At 71.6% G+C, this 17,011-nt stretch carries 13 protein-coding genes and 1 riboswitch; of the genes, 11 read left to right on the top strand and 2 right to left on the bottom strand.

The features are described from left to right. Positions 1-163: 163 nt before the first annotated feature. The 9 genes from AWQ70_RS41305 (at position 164) to AWQ70_RS18975 (ending at position 10,385) form a co-directional block, all read left to right on the top strand. Entirely contained in the window at positions 164-385 is a 222-nt protein-coding gene (locus AWQ70_RS41305) for an HNH endonuclease signature motif containing protein (RefSeq protein ID WP_067177857.1), read from the top strand. 270 nt (positions 386-655) lie between these two features. After that, on the top strand, positions 656-1,771 hold the full coding sequence (locus AWQ70_RS19010; protein ID WP_067177855.1) for a serine/threonine protein phosphatase: 1,116 nt from the start codon (positions 656-658) through the stop codon (positions 1,769-1,771). Between the two features lie 303 nt (positions 1,772-2,074). Further along, positions 2,075-3,280: a 4-hydroxyphenylpyruvate dioxygenase gene (hppD, locus tag AWQ70_RS19005; RefSeq protein WP_067178069.1), complete on the top strand. Its 1,206-nt coding sequence runs from the start codon at positions 2,075-2,077 to the stop codon at positions 3,278-3,280. 74 nt (positions 3,281-3,354) lie between these two features. Then, positions 3,355-4,581 carry a Glu/Leu/Phe/Val dehydrogenase dimerization domain-containing protein gene (locus AWQ70_RS19000; RefSeq protein WP_067177853.1) on the top strand — a complete coding sequence of 409 codons (1,227 nt, stop codon included), beginning with the start codon at positions 3,355-3,357 and terminating at the stop codon, positions 4,579-4,581. Positions 4,582-4,777: 196 nt separating this feature from the next. Continuing rightward, positions 4,778-5,005 (top strand): hypothetical protein, encoded by a 228-nt coding sequence (locus AWQ70_RS18995; RefSeq protein ID WP_067177851.1) that lies wholly within the window; start codon positions 4,778-4,780, stop codon positions 5,003-5,005. A gap of 428 nt (positions 5,006-5,433) precedes the next feature. Then, positions 5,434-5,578: riboswitch (cyclic di-AMP (ydaO/yuaA leader) on the top strand. Positions 5,579-5,974: 396 nt separating this feature from the next. Continuing rightward, complete coding sequence (locus AWQ70_RS18990) at positions 5,975-6,715, top strand: glycoside hydrolase family 25 protein (RefSeq protein WP_067177849.1); 741 nt, start codon at positions 5,975-5,977, stop codon at positions 6,713-6,715. 171 nt (positions 6,716-6,886) lie between these two features. Beyond that, positions 6,887-8,158: an ROK family transcriptional regulator gene (locus AWQ70_RS18985; protein WP_067177846.1), complete on the top strand. Its 1,272-nt coding sequence runs from the start codon at positions 6,887-6,889 to the stop codon at positions 8,156-8,158. After that, positions 8,155-9,051, top strand: coding sequence for a polysaccharide deacetylase family protein (locus AWQ70_RS18980; RefSeq protein ID WP_067177844.1), 897 nt, complete (start codon positions 8,155-8,157; stop codon positions 9,049-9,051). The genes AWQ70_RS18985 and AWQ70_RS18980 overlap by 4 nt, the downstream gene beginning before the upstream one ends. Continuing rightward, the gene (locus tag AWQ70_RS18975) at positions 9,048-10,385 is read left to right on the top strand and encodes an MFS transporter (RefSeq protein WP_067177842.1); all 1,338 of its coding nucleotides are present in this window, start codon (positions 9,048-9,050) and stop codon (positions 10,383-10,385) included. Before AWQ70_RS18980 ends, AWQ70_RS18975 begins: the two co-directional genes overlap by 4 nt. A gap of 9 nt (positions 10,386-10,394) precedes the next feature. Here the strand turns inward: AWQ70_RS18975 and AWQ70_RS18970 are convergent, their stop codons facing one another. Beyond that, positions 10,395-12,422, bottom strand: a complete 2,028-nt coding sequence (locus AWQ70_RS18970; RefSeq protein WP_067177840.1) for a hypothetical protein — start codon at positions 12,420-12,422, stop codon at positions 10,395-10,397. A 348-nt stretch (positions 12,423-12,770) separates the two neighbouring features. Between AWQ70_RS18970 and AWQ70_RS18965 the strand changes: the two genes are divergently transcribed. Then, on the top strand, positions 12,771-13,187 hold the full coding sequence (locus tag AWQ70_RS18965; RefSeq protein ID WP_245647036.1) for a low affinity iron permease family protein: 417 nt from the start codon (positions 12,771-12,773) through the stop codon (positions 13,185-13,187). Positions 13,188-13,521: 334 nt separating this feature from the next. Then, on the top strand, positions 13,522-15,507 hold the full coding sequence (locus tag AWQ70_RS42255) for an endo-1,4-beta-xylanase (protein WP_067177838.1): 1,986 nt from the start codon (positions 13,522-13,524) through the stop codon (positions 15,505-15,507). A 108-nt stretch (positions 15,508-15,615) separates the two neighbouring features. Here the strand turns inward: AWQ70_RS42255 and AWQ70_RS18955 are convergent, their stop codons facing one another. Then, positions 15,616-16,641 carry an NADP-dependent oxidoreductase gene (locus tag AWQ70_RS18955; RefSeq protein WP_067178067.1) on the bottom strand — a complete coding sequence of 342 codons (1,026 nt, stop codon included), beginning with the start codon at positions 16,639-16,641 and terminating at the stop codon, positions 15,616-15,618. Positions 16,642-17,011 lie beyond the last annotated feature (370 nt).

Below are 17,011 nucleotides of genomic sequence, written 5' to 3'. Positions count from 1 at the left end.
CCACCGGCCAGTTCCTCCCGGTCCCCGACATCCACCGCCTGGCCCACACCTCCACCCTGGCCCGTCTCGTCATGAACGCCGACAGCCAGATCCTGGACATGGGCCGCAAAGTCCGCCGCGCTACCCCAGCACAACGCCGAGCCATCCTCGCCCGCTACACCACATGCGTCGTCGACGACTGCCCCTGCCCGCCCACCTGTGCCAGAGCGACCACATCGACAACTGGAGCGACGGCGGCAGCACCGACCTGGACAAACTCGCACCCACCTGCCAGTTCCACAACCGCGACCGCTACCGGCACCCAGAGCGCTACCGCCTCTACCGCGCCGGAAAGGACCGCTGGGCCTTCGCCTACCTCGGCCCACGCCCGACCAGGCACAACTGATCATGGGGACACTCGCCCTGGAGGCTCCAGGGAGAGTGCCTCAACGTAACGGCCGCTGGTGGGTCAACGGCCCTTTCGGGGGCGGCAAGACGCAGACCGCGTTCGGGCTCCGCCGACGGCTGCCGGGCAGCGTCGTATGCGACCGGCCGCGCGGCCTTCGAACGTCGGCGCCGTCCCTGTTCACATGCTCGGCCGCGGGTGTAGCGTCCACGGGCGAGTCAAGATCATGAGGGGTACTGCTCTTGGAACCGGGCGGCGGGGGGGGCGGACATGTCTCACGGCGAGCGTGTCCGCAGATACAGAGCTGTCTCGAGCGCGCTGGCCTCGCGCAGCGATCGGGAGCTCGCCGAGTCGCTGGAGCGGGCGCGGGTCCTGGGCTCGGGCATCGGCGGCACCTCGGCGCTGTTGGACGTCGCCGGTGTGCCGGTCTTCACGAAGCGGGTGCCGCTGACCGACGTGGAGCGCCGCGCGGACAACGTGATGTCGACGGCGAACCTGTTCGGGCTCCCCGCGTTCTGCCAGTACGGGGTCGGGTCGCCCGGCTTCGGCGCCTGGCGCGAGCTGGCGGCCGACGCCATGACGACCGGCTGGGTGCTGGCCGGGCGCAGCGCGGCCTTCCCGTTGCTGTACCACTGGCGGGTGCTGCCCGGGGCACCGCCGCCGTCCGAGGAGCACGCCGACGTCGAGGCGGCCGTGCGGTACTGGGGCGGGTCGTCGGCGGTGCGGGAACGCCTGAGCGCGCTCGCGCGGGCCTCGGCCGGACTCGTGCTCTTCCAGGAGTTCATCCCGTACAGGATCGGCGACTGGCTCGCTTCGCGGCTCGCCGCCGGTCCGGACGCCACCTCCGCGGCGTGCGCGATGGTCGAGTCGTGCCTGCTGGCCGATGTGGCGTTCATGAACGACCAGGGGCTGATGCACTTCGACGCGCACTTCGGAAACATCCTCACCGACGGCCGACGCCTGTACATCGCCGACTTCGGGCTGGCGACCTCCCCTCGGTTCGACCTGTCCGCGCGGGAGGCCGGCTTCCTCGACCGCAACCGGACCCACGACGTCGGGTACGCGCTGATGGTTCTGGTCAACTGGCTCGTCACCGACGTCTGCGGGGTGGCGGTGCCGCGGGATGGCGGGCCGGTGGAGCGCAACGAGTACATCCGCGCGTGCGCGGACGGCGCCGACCCCGCCGGTGTTCCGCCGGCCGTCGCCTCCGTGATCCGCCGGTACGCGCCCGTGGCGGCGGCCATGAACGACTTCTACTGGGACCTGTTCGGGGTCAGCCGGGCGACGCCGTACCCGGGCGAGAAGATCGAACGCGCCCTGGGCGCCCTGGGCTCACGCTCCTGGACGGTCGGCGGCCCGCACGAGGGCGAGATCGGCTTCCGGTGAGCCGCGCGCGCACCTATCCGGGCGGGCGCGGCATCGGATCGTCCGTGTTCCCCGCCGGTGACACGCCGCTCACGGCCGCGGCGCATGCGGACCCGATTACCGGGGGGGGAGTTCCGGAGTGTGTCTCGTTCGGTATGTGGCATGACCGAGTGGACAACTTGTACAGCCTGAACAGCACGGTGGCCGACAAACATGGCAGATCGAATAGCGAATTCGCGGCTTCTTGCGCAGCTCCTCCACATGCGTTCACATATGGCGAAGTCACCGGTGCCGCCGGAGGACATCGAGCCATTGGAGGAGAGCGTGAGCATCGAGCAGACCCTCACTGACCAGGAGCGTCTGGCCGAACTCGACCTCGACGAGCTGAAGCAGCTCGTGGGCCTGGTTTCGTACGACGACTCCACCGACCCCTTCCCGGTCACCGGATGGGACGCCGTCGAATGGGTGGTCGGCAACGCCACGCAGTCGGCGCACTTCTTCCAGTCCGCGTTCGGTATGGAACTGGTGGCCTACTCGGGCCCGGTGACCGGCAACCGCGACCACCACGCGTACGTGCTCAGGAGCGGCGCCGTCCGCTTCGTCGTCAAGGGCGGCGTCGCCCTGGACAGCCCGCTGCACGACCACCACCGCGCGCACGGTGACGGCATCATCGACATCGCCCTCGAAGTGCCCGACGTGGACCGCTGTGTCGAGCACGCCCGTGCCCAGGGCGCGCGGGTGGTCGAGGAGCCGCACGACGTCACCGACGAGCACGGCACCATCCGCGTCGCCGCCATCGCCACGTACGGCGAGACCCGGCACAGCCTGGTGGACCGCTCACGCTACGACGGTCCGTACCGGCCCGGCTATGTGGCGCGGTCGTCGAGCTTCGTGAAGCGTGCTGGGGCGCCCAAGCGCCTCTTCCAGGCGCTCGACCACGTCGTGGGCAACGTCGAGCTGGGCCGCATGGACGAGTGGGTGGACTTCTACCGGCGCGTCATGGGCTTCACCAACATGGCCGAGTTCGTCGGCGACGACATCGCGACCGAGTACTCGGCCCTGATGTCGAAGGTGGTGGCCAACGGCAACCACCGGGTGAAGTTCCCGCTGAACGAGCCGGCCGTCGCCAGGAAGAAGAGCCAGATCGACGAGTACCTGGAGTTCTACCAGGGGCCGGGCGCCCAGCACCTCGCCCTGGCCACCAACGACATCCTGCGTACGGTGGACTGCCTGCGGGACGAGGGGATCGAGTTCCTCGACACGCCGGACTCGTACTACGAGGACCCGGAGCTGCGGGCCCGGATCGGCGAGGTCCGCGTCCCGGTCGAGGAGCTGCAGAAGCGCGGCATCCTCGTGGACCGCGACGAGGACGGCTACCTCCTGCAGATCTTCACCAAGCCGATCGGTGACCGGCCCACGGTCTTCTTCGAGTTCATCGAGCGGCACGGCTCGCTCGGCTTCGGCAAGGGCAACTTCAAGGCGCTCTTCGAGGCGCTGGAGCGCGAGCAGGACCGGCGGGGCAACCTCTAGGAATCTCTGACCGGGGTGCCCGCCGCCGGCGGCGGGCCGATCACCACCGAGCCTCGACGAAGCAGGAACAGGACATGAAGCATCTGCTCACCCGGTTCGAGAACAGCGCACCGGAGATCGTTTTCGAGTGGCGGGATCCCGAGTCCCCGGCCAGGGGCTGGGTGGTGATCAACTCGTTGAGGGGAGGCGCCGCGGGCGGCGGCACCCGCATGCGCCCCGGGCTCGACCGCGACGAGGTCGTGTCGCTGGCCAAGACGATGGAGATCAAGTTCACCGTCTCCGGGCCGCGGATCGGCGGGGCGAAGTCCGGCATCGACTTCGACCCGCGCGACCCTCGCAAGAACGACGTGCTGCGCCGCTGGTACCGGGCGGTCACCCCGCTGCTGAAGACGTACTACGGCACGGGCGGCGACCTCAACGTGGACGAGGTGCGCGAGGTCGTGCCCATCACCGAGAGCCACGGCCTGTGGCACCCGCAGGAGGGTGTGGTCAGGGGGCACTTCGACGCCTCCGACCGGGACCTCGTGCGGCGGGTCGGGCGGCTGCGCCTGGGCGTGGCCAAGCCCGTGGAGGACCGGCGCTACACGCCCGACCCCGCCGGCCGGCACACGGTCGCGGACCTGATCACCGGCTGGGGCGTGGCCGAGTCGGTGCGGCACTACTACGCCGTCTACGGCGGCGACATCGCGGGCAAGCGCGTCATCGTGCAGGGGTGGGGCAACGTCGGCTCCGCGGCCGCCTACTACGCGGCCCAGGCCGGCGCGCGGGTGGTCGGCGTGATCGACCGGAACGGCGGGCTCCTCAACCCGGCCGGGTACGGCCTCGAGGAGGTGCGCGAGCTCTTCCTCGCCAAGGACGGCAACACGCTCCGCGCTCCCGGCATGATCCCGTACGACGCGATCGACGACGCCGTCTGGGACACCGGCGCGGAGGTCTTCCTGCCCTGCGCGGCGTCGCGCCTGGTCACCCGCGAGCAGGTGGACCGCATGGCGGCGCGCGGCCTGGAGGTGATCGCGTGCGGCGCCAACGTGCCGTTCGCCGACCCCGAGATCTTCTACGGCCCGACGTACGAGCACGCCGACAAGAGCGTCGCGGTCGTGCCCGACTTCATCGCCAACTCCGGCATGGCGCGTACCTTCGCCCTCCTGATGCGGGAAGGGGTCGAGGTCTCCGACGAGGCGATCTTCGAGGACGTCTCGGCCACCATCGAGTCGGCGATCAGGGACTGCCACGCGCGCTCCCAGGCGCCCACAGGGGTGGCGAGCGCCGCGTTCGAGATCGCCCTCGAACAGCTCATGTGACCGGCCGCGCCCCGCGGGCCCGGCCGTCGCGGCCGGACAGCCCCCGCGCCGCGACGGGAGACGCCCGCGGGGCCGGAGCCGGGCGACGTCCCCGGCCCTGCGCCTGAGTGATCCCGTTCTTGTGGAGCGTGCCGTACGAAGGAAGAATCGTAGGGAGTGCTCTGTTGGAGAGCCCCGTCGCGAGTGGAGGGCCACCGTGCCGGAGGGACCGGAAAGCGGGCAGCCGCCCGAGATCACGCGCGAGCCGGCGCATGACGCGCACGAGTACACCGTGGAGCGCGTCAGGGACGTGACGCGCGAGGGGAAGATCGTGCTGGAGAGCGGCACCAAGGGAGTGGACACGGCCTTCCGTCAGCTCTTCCCCACGACCTATGACCTCGTGTTCGACCACCCCGAGGCCAAGGAGACCGCCGAGGACGAGTGACCCCGCCCCGCGCCGGGAGGCCCGGGGCGGCCGCCTCGTCGCCGCGCGCGGCGCGTAACCGATGTGACTTCTGGGGCTTGCGAGCTGGTTTTTACTCGATGCGGAATTCGGGGCGGAAACAGGCTCCCTTGACCGGCGGGATTTCCCTTCCCCGTTCCGGTGTGCGCGCATGATCGCAGGTCGCACCGCTTGCCACCCTCCGTGTCAACGCCGGGTCGCACCGCTTGCCACCCTCCGTGTCCACGCCGGAGAGGGCGCACATTACGGGCAAGCAGTGGCGTATGTCATGGTCAAGGTAAAATTCTATCTGTCCTATTTATTACTGCTTGTCGGATTGTGTACCTTATGGGCACTGTCGCGGTACAAGCCGACGACGTTGTCGTTACCTGTGTGACCGTGCGTCACCGGCGGGAACCCTCCCGCCGGACGTCGCGCGGCCGCCGAATCCGCCGCATGCGGAACCGGGGAGCCACCTCCCGGGGTGAATCGGCACGCCAGCCCGAGCTGCGTGTCGTAGGGCACTTCCCAGCCCGAACCCGTCAGCTGACCCGGTAGGCGGTGTGGAAGGAAGGAGCCACCCCTTCATGCCCAAGCATCGACCTGCCCCTCGTCCGAAGCCCCCTGGCCGGACCCGTCAGAGCGCCCGACGCGCTCTCGCCTGACACGCGCTCGCGGAGGCGCCGCCGGATGACCGGCACCGGCCCGGTCTCCGGGCCCCCTCGCCTCTGACGCCCGTTCTTCAGGCCCGCACTCGCGGCCCGTTCCCGAGGCTCGTACGCCGGGCCGGCCCTCCGGCCGGCTCACAGGGCCCACCCGGACGCCCGATCTCCCCGGTCACCCCCGGATCGGCGCCGTTCCCGGTACGGCCTCGGGCCGCGAGAGGCGGGCACGGCACGACTCCGTGCCCCGCACACCGTTCGATCCCACTCCCCAGGCAGTTCCCCTCAATGCCCCCGTAGGAGAAAACGCATGTCCCTCAGCCGTACCCTTCGCATCGCGTCCGCGACCGGGCTGCTGGCCGCCGTGTCCGCTACGGCCGGCCTGGTCGTGTCCGGCCCGGCGCACGCCACTCCGGACGGTCCCGCCCCGATCGCCCAGGCTCCCGAGGAGAAGGCCGCACCGCTCATCTACGGTGAGGACGTCTCCGGTCACGAGCCCGACCACGACTGGAACGCCAGCCCCGCCCGGTTCGGCTTCGTCAAGGCCACCGAGGGCGTGACCTTCACCGACGCCTCCTTCGCCCGGCACTGGCGGCAGTTGGGCGAGAAGGGCATCGTCCGCGGCGCCTACCACTTCGCCCGCACCTACAACGACCCGATCGCCGAGGCCGATCACTTCCTCAAGGTCGTGAACTCCCAGCCCAGCAAGGCCGGGGACCTGCTGGTGCTCGACCTGGAGACCAGCGACGGCAACTCCGTCTCCCACGTCAACAAGTGGGCCAAGACCTGGCTCGCGTACGTGAAGAAGAAGACCGGCGCCACGCCGATGATCTACACCGGGTGGAACTTCGCCAACACCTACGGCGGCGGGATGTCCGAATATCCGCTGTGGGTGGCCCACTACAGCAAGGCCAAGGGCGCGGTCACCCCGCCCGCCGACTGGAAGAGCTGGGCGATCCACCAGTACACCGAGGACCCGATCGACGAGAACGTGTCCGCGCTGACCGTCGACCAGCTCCGCGCTCTGGGGCGTCCCGCCGCCAAGGCGTAGCCGCCCCCGCGCCCGCGCCCACCGCCTCCCCGTACGGGTGAGGCGGTGGGCGTTCGCGTTTTCCGGGCAGAGGGGAGCGACGCCGCCTCTTGTCCGGCGCGCGCCGATCGGATAGAAATGCGCTCACTCCGAGTAGGAAAGTTTCCGACCTACTCGGACCGGGATGCGAGGGTGAGCGTGAGCGGCGACTACCTGGCCGGGCCGCAGGGCCTGCTCCGGTCGATCAACGAGCGGGCGGTGCTCGACGTGATCGACCGCGAGGGGCCGCTGGGCCGGCCGGAGATCACCAGGGCGACGGGCCTGTCCAAGACCACCGTCGCCCAGGCGCTGCGCGAGCTCGTCGCGCGGGAGGTGGTTGAGGAGGCGGGCGCCGACACCACCCGCAGGGGTCCCGCCGCGACCCTGTACCGCGTCGCCCCCCGGTGCGCGTTCGGGCTCGGCGTCGACATCGGCCACCTGCGGATCCGCGCCGTCGTCGTCGACGCGGCCGGCGAGGTGCTCGCCAGGGCCGAGACCGGCACGCCCCAGAGGCACGCCGCCGACGTGGCGGACGCGGTGACCACGCTCGCCGCCCAGTGCGCCGAACAGGCCGGAACCGGCCTGACCGCTGTCGGCCAGGCCGTCATCGGCGTTCCCGCCGTCGTCGGGCGCGACGGCCGCACCATCAGACGCGCGTACGGACTCCCGGAGGGAGGCGCGGGGCTGGTCGAGGCGATCGAGCGCGACCTGCGCACGCCCTTGCTCCTGGAGAACGACGTCAACCTCGCCGCCGTCGCCGAGCAGCGGTTCGGCGCGTGCGCGGACGTCGCCGACTTCGTGCTGCTCGGTCTCGGCGTCGGCCTCGGCGCCGGGGTCGTGCTCGGCGGCCGGCTGCACCGGGGCTACGCCGGAGGAGCGGGCGAGGTCGGCTTCCTGCCCCACCCCGCGACCGAGCTCGGCACCGAGGTGCTCGGCGCCCGCCGCATCGCCGAGCAGGCCAGGGAGGCGGGCATCGCGGACCGGCCGTCCCCGCGCGAGCTCTTCGAGCGCGCCAGGGGCGGCGACGAGAGGGCGCTCGCGGTCGTCGACGCCACCGCCCGCAGGATCGCGCACGTGGCGGCCTCCATCGCCCTGGTGATCGAGCCGGAGCTGTTCGTGCTCGGCGGCGCGGCCGGGGCGAGCGCCGACCTGCTGCTCGACCGCGTCCGCCACCACCTCGCCGAGGACGCCGCGCCCCTCCCGATCAGGGTCATCGCGAGCGGTGTGACCGGCGACGCCGTCCTGCGCGGCGCGGCCTGGCTCGCCCGCCACCACGCGCGGGAGCGCGCCTTCGCCGCCGCCACGGGCCCGGCCGCGGGCACAGGTACGGGCACGGATGAAGGCGCGGATGAAGACGCGGCCCGGGCACACGACACCGATCCCGCCGGGCGACCGCGCGGCCCCAGAAGAGAGGACCCCACGTGAACCTCGCACAGCGGCTCGGCGCCCGGCCGGAGGACCGGCTCCTGATCGTCAACGCCGACGACTACGGCATGTGCCGGGCGGCCAACACGGGCATCACGTCCCTGCTCGCCGCCGGCGCCATCAGCTCGGCGACGGTCATGACGCCGTGCCCCTGGGCCCCGGACGCGATCCGCACGACGGCCGCCGGCGGCTACGACGTGGGCGTGCACCTGACCTTCACCAGCGAGTGGGAGGGGTACCGGTGGGGGCCGGTGACCCGCGACCGCGCCGTGTCCTCGCTGGTGGACGAGGCCGGCTACTTCCCGGCCGACTGCCGCGCCGTCGAGGAACGGGCCGACCCGGACGAGGTCCACGCCGAGATCGACGCCCAGATCCGCCGGGCCGTCGCCCTCGGCCTGGACCCCTCGCACGCCGACAACCACATGGGCAGCCTGTACGGCCTGGCCACCGGCCGGGACTTCCTCGACGTCGTCTTCACGGCGTGCGCCGAGCACGGCCTGCCGTTCCGGCTGCCCAGGACCCTGGACGGCATGGGCCTGCCCGAGGAGCTGGAGCCGATCGCGGCGGCGCGGGCGGAGGCGGCGGACGCGGCGGGCGTGGTGATCCTCGACCGGCTCTGGACGCTGCCCTTCGAGCTGGCCGAGGGCGAGACGTACGAGACCGTCAGAAAGGACATGATCGGGCTGATCCGGGCGCTGCGCCCCGGCGTGACGGAGATCTACATCCACCCGTTCGAGGAGACCGGCGAGCTGCGGCGGATCATGCCGCACCACGCGAAACGCGCCATGGAGCTGCGGCTCTTCACCGACCCGAAGGTGCGCCGCGCCATCGCCGACGAAGGCGTCCGCCTCATCGGCTGGTCCGACCTGCGCGCCCTGCAGAGGGCGCGATGACCGGGCGCGGCCGGGTGCTGGCCTACGGGGCCGGCAACCTGTCGGTCAACCTGCTCGCGCAGGCGTTCGCAACGTTCGCGACCTTCTACTACGTGGACCACCTCGGCGTCGACCCGGCGCTCATCGGCGTCGCCATGGTCATCCACGGCATCGTGAACGCGCTGCTCAACCCGCTGGCGGGACACGTCTCGGACCGGACGCGCACCCGCTGGGGCAGGCGGGTGCCCTACATCGCGATCGGCATGACGCCGCTGGCCGCGGCCTTCACCATGATCTGGATCCCGCTGGTCGACGGCGGGACCGCCAGGTTCTGGTACTTCCTGATCGCGGTCCTCGTCTACGACGTGCTGTTCGTCGTCGTGGTCCTGAACTACGTGGCGCTGTTCCCCGAGATGTTCACCACCATCGCCGAGCGGGCCGCCGCCGCGTCGTGGCGGCAGATGTTCGCCATCGTCGGCATGATCGTCGGGGTCGCCGCCGCGCCCGCGCTGTACGGCACCATCGGGTGGGCCGCCATGGGCGTCTCGTTCGGCGTCGTCTCGCTGGCCTTCTTCGCGCTGTCGCTGCGCGGATCGGTCGAGCGAGCCCAGGCCGAGCGGGCGAGCTTCGGGTTCCTCGCCGCGGTCCGCTACACGCTCGCCAACCGCGCGTTCGTCACGTACGTCGCGGGCAGCTTCCTGCTGCAGCTCACCTTCGCCCTGCTCCAGGCGGGCATCCCGTTCTTCACCAAGTACGCCCTGGGCGAGCCCGACTCCGCCAACACCGTGATCCTGGGCGCGGTGTTCGTCACCGCGATCCCTCTGGTGTACGTGTGGAGCCGGGTCACCACCCGGATCGGCCCGCGCCGCGCCGTCCTCGCCGCGATCGTCGTGTACGGCGTCGCCCTCGTGCCGTTCCTCTTCGCCGGGAGCCTCGCCGTCGCGGCCGTGGCCGGGGCGGCGGTCGGCGTGGGCATCGCCGGCATGCTGGTCCTGCTGGAGATCCTGCTCGCCGAGGTGATCGACGACGACGAGCGCAGGACGGGCGCCCGCCGCGAGGGCATGTACTTCGGGATGAACGGGTTCATCGTCCGCTGGGCGGTGTCCCTCCAGGCGGTGATCATCAGCGTCGTGCTGGCCAGGTCCGGCTACCAGGCGGGCGCGGCGGCCCAGCCGGGCTCGGTCGTGACGGGCGTCCGGCTGATGCTCGGGGGCGTGCCCCTGGCCGTGCTGGCGCTGGCGTTCGGCTGTTTCCTGCTCTATCCCCTGAGGGCCGTCGTCCGGTCGGGCGGCGCGACCGGCCCCGTGCCGCTCCCCGCCCCTCCGGCCCCCGCGGCCGGAGACGGGCCCTCCTGAGCCCGCCCCTCAGTTCGTACGGGTGTTGGGCAGGTGGTCGCCGAGATAGCCGATGTAGATCTTGCCCGTCGCGCCGCCGGAGTCGTCGTGGAAGTACATGCGCGGCGCCGGATAGCCGACGGGCCGCAGCTTCACGTGCGCCTCCATGAGCAGCCTGCCGCTCGGATCGACCTCCACCGGCACGGAGAAGGTGCGGGGCTCGCTGAACTTCGCGCGGTTGGCCACCGACTGGGACTCGCGCATCGAGAGCATGCCGGTCGGGATGGTGAGCCTGCCGGGGGAGCCGTTGGCGCACCAGTCGTAGAAGCCCCCGGCGAACCGGCCGGAGGACCTGGCCCCGGCGAAGTCGTCGAGCGCGCGGAGCGCGTCCCACGCCTTGCCCGCCCAGGAACGGCACAGCGCCGGATGGTGCAGGTCCAGCCGCGTGGCCGCGGCGTCGGTGTCGCCGACGACGACGTGGGTGAGCCGCTGCCGGGCCTCGATCAGCGTCTCCATCAGGCTGGCCGGCTCGAAGAGGTCGTCGTCCTCCACGGCGACGCCGTACACGGGGCGGCCGGTCTCGGCGAGCCTGCGCTCCAGGACGCGGACCCGCTCGGACAACCGCCGCGTCACGGCGACGGCGTCCGCGTACTCCTCGGAGAGGCGATCGTGCTCGTCGCGCAGCGCCTCCAGTTCGCCGGCGAGCCGATCGGCGTCGTCCTCGGCCTCACTGAGGAGCTCGTCGCTGCCGCGCCGTTCCGTCACGAGCTCGCGCAGGCCGAGGACGTGCGCGGCGAGGGTGCCGATCTGGCGCGACAGCTCTCCCGAATCGCCGCCCGAGCCGCCGGAGCCCCCTGAGCCGCCCGGGGCCGCGGCGGTCCCGGAGGCGACGGCGAGAGACAGCGCCGCCTCCAGCTCCGTCCGCATCTCCCCGACCACCGCCTCGGCCACCGTCCGCGCCAGCTCGGCGGCATCGAGGGCCGGCGCCGCCACCGCCGTCGCCGTGGCCGTCGTCGCGCCGGTCTCGGCTGCCTCCCGGGGACGGCGCACGGCGTCGTCGGCGTCGTCGGCGTTCGTGTCGTCCCGTCCGGCGGGCGGCGCGGGTTTCACGGTCTTGGCCATCATCCGGCGGCGCAGTTCCTCCGAGCCCGCGTCGCCGACGCGGACGGTGGCGGCGGCCTCCGCGATCTCGCGCGTCTCGGAGCGGCCGGCCAGCACCCGGTTGACCACCCGCAGCGTCTTCTGCACCTCGTCCGGCAGCGTCCGCCGGGCCGTCTCGCCGATGATCCCGTCGATCGCCCTGTCGAGGGCGCGGTCGCCCTCGTTGCGGATCAGCCCCCCGCTCAACGGGCGGTGCCGGTACGGATAACGCTCCTCGGCCGGGTCGAACGGCGCGAGATAGGTCCGTACGCCGCCGCCGAAGACGCCGAGGCCGTCGCCCATGGCCCGATTGAACCCGTCCTGGGCGCGCATGTCGGCGAGCAGCCCCACGACGGCGACCCCGGCGGTCGCCTCGGCCAGGTAGCGGGCCCGCGCGCGGGCGGCCGCGGGGTCCCTCGCCTCGACCGAGACCACGACGACGGGCACCCGCCGGGCGCGCTCGGTCAGGGTGTGCGCGAACCGCCGGACCTCGTTCTCGTCGACGACGACCGGGCTGTCCTCCAGATGCACCGCGCCGTCGGTGATCCTCGCGGTCCGCAGGTAGACCGGGACGAATCCTGGGGCGTTCGCGGTGACCGGAGCGCCGGCGCCGTGCTGGTCGACGGTCACCACGACCCAGCCCGTCATGCCCGGCACCGACTCGGTGTACGTGACCCTCGTCCGCAGCAGGCCGCCGTCGCACGGCTCGTCGAGCGTGTACCGCCCGCAGTCGCCGCGCCGTTCCACGTTCAGGCGGACGCCGTCCGCCTCGTGCTCCGTCGCGGTCCACGAGGCGTCGAGAGCGGGAAGCCCCTTGCCCGCCAGCCACTCCGAAAGGGAACGGCGCAGCCGGATCGAGATCGGACGACTCGCGTCGCGTAAAAGGGCCTGGTAGAGCCGGGTCACGTTCGATGGCATAGCGAAGATCACGCTCACATATCGTCTGATGTGCGCCATGCGGTACGGCGGGGGATTCTTCCGGACCGTACGGGACGCGGGGGGAGTGGCGGGGGCCTCCGGCGGAGCCCGGGCGGGCGGCGTTCCGCGAGGGAGGAGACGTGCGTGCCATGAGGAACCGCAGCATAACCGGAGATGCTGAAACATATTCGGGCGAAGGCGTGCCGCACCCCTCCACCGGCGCTGCCGGTCGAGGCGTTTCCCCGGGCACGGCCGGTGCCGGCGGTTTGCGCGGGTAACGCCCGGGTAATGGACGGGCCCCATAAGAGCAGGTGACAGGAGTTCCCTGCCAGACGAAAGGGGCCGCCGGTGAGCTCTCCCCGCAACCAGCCCGCCACGATGCCGTCGGACGTCGACTCCAGGCTCTCGCTCTTCGACCGCTTCGCCACCGGAGCCTCCAGGTTCGTCTCCCGGGGCTGGTTCTTCGCCATGTGCGTGCTGCTGGTGCTGGTGTGGATGCCCTCGTACTTCGCCATCGGCGACCAGGACACCTGGCAGCTCATCATCAACACCGTCACCACGATCGTCACGTTCCTGCTGGTGGCGTTGCTGCAGAACACCCAGACCCGCGCGGACGACGCGATCCAGCACAAGCTGAACGCCGTCGCCGACGCTCTCGGCGACCTGATGACGCACGTCGCGCGGGACCGGGCGGGAGCCTCACTGGACGACGACGTACGCGAACTGCGCGCGGCGGTGGGGCTGGAGGACAAGGAGAGCGCCTGACCGCCGGGCGTCGCTTCCGTGAGCGCCTGACCGCCGGCGCGGCTCCCGTGAGCGTCTTGATCTCCGGGAGTGGCGCCGGCGAGCACCTCCATGCACACCCTTCGAAAACTTTCGGCGACTTTTCGCCTGTCGGACCAGATCACCACCGCTTAATCGGTTAATCGGCCGCTGAAAGTTTTGAAACAAGCTTGATACGTTTCGCGGGCTCGTCCAGCCTGAGGGCCAGGTGAGATCTCCGCCAGCCGCGGCCCGGCGCGGGCGACCGGCGCCGGGAGCCGCGGGAACGCGCGTTCGTCCCCATGTCCCCGATCGGTGTTCCAGTGGAGGAACAGGCATGATCGAAAGCGACATCCCCCTCGCCGGCAGGCGCCGCAGACGCCGCTCAGGCGTCCGGAGCTCGCTCCTCGCCGGCGTCGCCGTCGTCCTCGGCGCGGGCTTCCTCGTGGTCCTGTCACCCGCGGCGGACGCCGCGAGCACCCTCGGCGCGGCGGCCGCCGAGAAGGGCCGCTACTTCGGCGCCGCCGTCGCCGCGAACCACCTCGGCGAGTCCGCGTACGCCACGGTCCTGGACCGCGAGTTCAACGCAGTCACGCCCGAGAACGAGATGAAGTGGGACACCGTCGAGTCCTCGCGCGGCTCGTTCAACTTCGGCCCGGCCGACCGGATCGTCGACCACGCCCGGAGCAGGGGCATGAAGGTGCGCGGCCACACCCTCGTCTGGCACTCCCAGCTCCCCGGCTGGGTGAGCGGCCTCTCCTCCGCCGCCGACGTGCGCGGCGCGATGAACACCCACATCAACAGCGTGATGGCCCACTACGAGGGCAAGATCTACGCCTGGGACGTGGTGAACGAGGCGTACGAGGACGGCGGCAGCGGCGCCCGGCGCAACTCCGTCTTCCAGCAGAGGATCGGCAGCGGCTACATCGAGGAGGCGTTCCGGACCGCGCGGGCGGCCGACCCGAACGCCAAGCTCTGCTACAACGACTACAACACCGACGACATGAACGCCGCGAAGACGCAGGCGGTGTACAACATGGTCCGCGACTTCAGGTCCCGCGGCGTGCCGATCGACTGCGTCGGCTTCCAGTCGCACTTCAACGCCCAGTCGCCGGTGCCGTCCAACTATCAGCAGAACCTCCAGCGGTTCGCCGACCTCGGGGTGGACGTGCAGATCACCGAGCTGGACATCGAGGGTTCCGGCACGGCGCAGGCGAACGCCTACCGCTCGGTCGTGCAGGCGTGCCTGGCCGTGTCCCGCTGCACCGGCATCACCGTGTGGGGCATCCCGGACAAGTACTCCTGGCGCAGCGGCGGGACCCCGCTGCTCTTCGACGACAACTACAACAAGAAGCCGGCGTACGACGCGGTTCTCGCGGCGCTCGGAGGGGCCGGCGGCGGTCCTTCGCCGTCCCCCGGCGGCGACTGTCGGAGCGGGTACGTCGGGCTGACCTTCGACGACGGCCCGAACCCGGGCAACACCGCCAACCTGCTCAACGCGCTCAGGTCGAACGGCCTGCGGGCGACCATGTTCAACACCGGGCAGAACGCGCAGGCCAACCCGTCCCTGGTGAAGGCCCAGCAGGACGCCGGCATGTGGATCGGCAACCACAGCTACACGCATCCGCACCTGGTCACCATGGCGCAGTCCCAGATCCTCTCGGAGCTGCAGCGGACGCAGCAGGCCGTCCAGCAGGCGACCGGAGCCGCGCCGAAGTTGTTCCGCCCGCCGTACGGGGAGACCAACGCGACGCTCAGGTCGGTCGAGCAGCAGCTCGGGCTCACCGAGATCATCTGGGACGTCGACTCGCAGGACTGGAACGGCGCGAGCACGGCGCAGATCGTGCAGGCCGCCGGCACGCTGCAGAACGGCCAGATCATCCTCATGCACGACGCCTACGCGACCACGCTCGCCGCGATCCCGCAGATCGCCGCGAACCTGAGGAGCCGCGGCCTGTGTTCCGGCATGATCTCGCCGTCCACCGGCCGGGCCGTCGCCCCGGACGGCGGAGGCACCGGCCCGAGCGCGTCCCCGAGCACCCCGCCCGGCGGCGGTGGCTGCACGGCCGTGATCTCGCAGGGCCAGCAGTGGAGCGACCGCTTCAACCTCTCCGTCACGGTCTCCGGCACGAACGCGTGGATCGTCACGGTGACGGTGCGGAGCCCGCAGAAGATCATCGCCACCTGGAACGGCAACCCGACCTGGGACTCCAGCGGCAACGTGATGACGATGCGGCCGAACGGCAACGGCAACACCTTCGGCTTCACGATCATGCACCACGGCGACTGGACCTGGCCGTCCGTCTCCTGCCGGGCCGGCTGACGCCCAGGCGGCGTACGGAAGGCCGGTCACGGGATCGGCACGGTGCGGCGCGGCGGCCCCGGCGGTCGTCGCGCCGCATCACCGATGGGAGCACGCGCCCCGTGGGGGTCAGAGCGTGACGAGCATCTTGCCGATGTTCTCGCCCCTCAGCATGCCGAGGAAGGCGTCGGGCGCGTTGCGCAGGCCCCGCACGACCGTCTGGCGCTCGCGCAGCCGCCCGTCGCGCAGCCAGCCGCCGACCTCGTTGACCAGGTCGGGCATGCGGCGCGCGCTGTCGCCGACGATGAAGCCCTTCAGCGTCAGGCGCTTCGTGACGATCTTGAACATGTTGTGCGGTCCGGGCGGCGGCTCCGGCGCGTTGTACTGCGACACCGCGCCGCAGCAGGCCACCCGCCCGTGCTCGTTGAGGACCTCGATGGCCGCCTCCAGGTGGTCGCCGCCGACGTTGTCGAAGTAGACGTCGACGCCGTCCGGGGCCGCCACCCCGAGCTGCTCCGCGACCGGCCCGTCCTTGTAGTTGAAGGCCGCGTCGAACCCCAGCTCCTCCGTCAGGTAGCGGACCTTCTCCGCCGACCCGGCGCTGCCGATGACGCGGGGTGAGCCGCGCAGCCGGGCCATCTGCCCGACCAGGGAGCCGACCGCACCGGCCGCCGCGGAGACGAAGACGGTGTCGCGCGGGGTGAAGGCCGCCACGTCGAACAGCCCGACGTACGCGGTGAGCCCGACCATGCCGAGGACGCCCAGATACGAGCCGAGCGGCGCGACGTCCGGATCGACCACGCGGGCCGAGCCCGCGTCCACCAGGGCGTACTCGCGCCAGCCCAGGGAGTGGACCACCTTCTGCCCGGGCCGGAACCGGCCGGAGCCGTCCGCGACGACCTCGCCTACGGCCCCGCCCTCCAGCGCCCTGCCCACCTCGAACGGCGGGACGTAGGACCGGCCGGCGTTCATCCGGCCGCGCATGTACGGATCGACGCTCATCACCTCGTTGCGAACGAGGAGCTGCCCGGGGCCGGGACGCTTGATCGGGACCTCGGCGATCTCGAAGTTCTCCGGGGTCGGCCACCCCCGGGGCCGGGACGCGAGGCGCACTTCGAGCCCGCGCTCGGGCGGCGACTGCTGTGGCTGGTTCACGCTGACCGTCCATTCGTGCTGCCGGCTGACGCGCACCGGACGGCGGCCTGCGGGCCGGGGCCGTTCGCCTGGACGGCGCCGGCGCCCGCCCGCCGGAGCCCGGCGTCGCGGGGGAGCCGTCGCTCCACCCTGACTCCTGTTCCTCGGGCCCGCCCCGGCAAACCCGGGAGCGCGAACACGGGCCTGCGAACACGGGCCTGCGAACACGGGCCTGCGAACACCGCCTGCGAACACGGGCCTGCGAACACCGCCTGCGAACGCCCGGCGGCACGCGTGGGCCCCGTGAACGCGCCGCCCCGATTCCTGACTTGGGGCGCGCCCCTTGCGTTGTTCCCCGGACCTATCTATGCTCCGCCATTTAGTAGGACGT

Origin of the sequence: Microtetraspora niveoalba (assembly GCF_001570405.1) — a bacterium.
Lineage (GTDB): Bacteria > Actinomycetota > Actinomycetes > Streptosporangiales > Streptosporangiaceae > Microtetraspora > Microtetraspora niveoalba.
The sequence above is the reverse complement of the archived record's forward strand: the minus strand, read 5'-3'. Positions and strand labels throughout refer to the sequence as shown.

What these genes read in the sequence shown, in the direction of transcription:
- AWQ70_RS42255 (WP_067177838.1), top strand. Translation starts at nt 13,522, where the DNA reads ATGATCGAAAGCGACATCCCCCTCGCCGGCAGGCGCCGCAGACGCCGC.
- AWQ70_RS18970 (WP_067177840.1), bottom strand. Translation starts at nt 12,422, where the DNA reads ATGCCATCGAACGTGACCCGGCTCTACCAGGCCCTTTTACGCGACGCG.
- AWQ70_RS41305 (WP_067177857.1), top strand. Translation starts at nt 164, where the DNA reads ATGCGTCGTCGACGACTGCCCCTGCCCGCCCACCTGTGCCAGAGCGAC.
- AWQ70_RS18975 (WP_067177842.1), top strand. Translation starts at nt 9,048, where the DNA reads ATGACCGGGCGCGGCCGGGTGCTGGCCTACGGGGCCGGCAACCTGTCG.
- AWQ70_RS19010 (WP_067177855.1), top strand. Translation starts at nt 656, where the DNA reads ATGTCTCACGGCGAGCGTGTCCGCAGATACAGAGCTGTCTCGAGCGCG.
- AWQ70_RS18990 (WP_067177849.1), top strand. Translation starts at nt 5,975, where the DNA reads ATGTCCCTCAGCCGTACCCTTCGCATCGCGTCCGCGACCGGGCTGCTG.
- AWQ70_RS19000 (WP_067177853.1), top strand. Translation starts at nt 3,355, where the DNA reads ATGAAGCATCTGCTCACCCGGTTCGAGAACAGCGCACCGGAGATCGTT.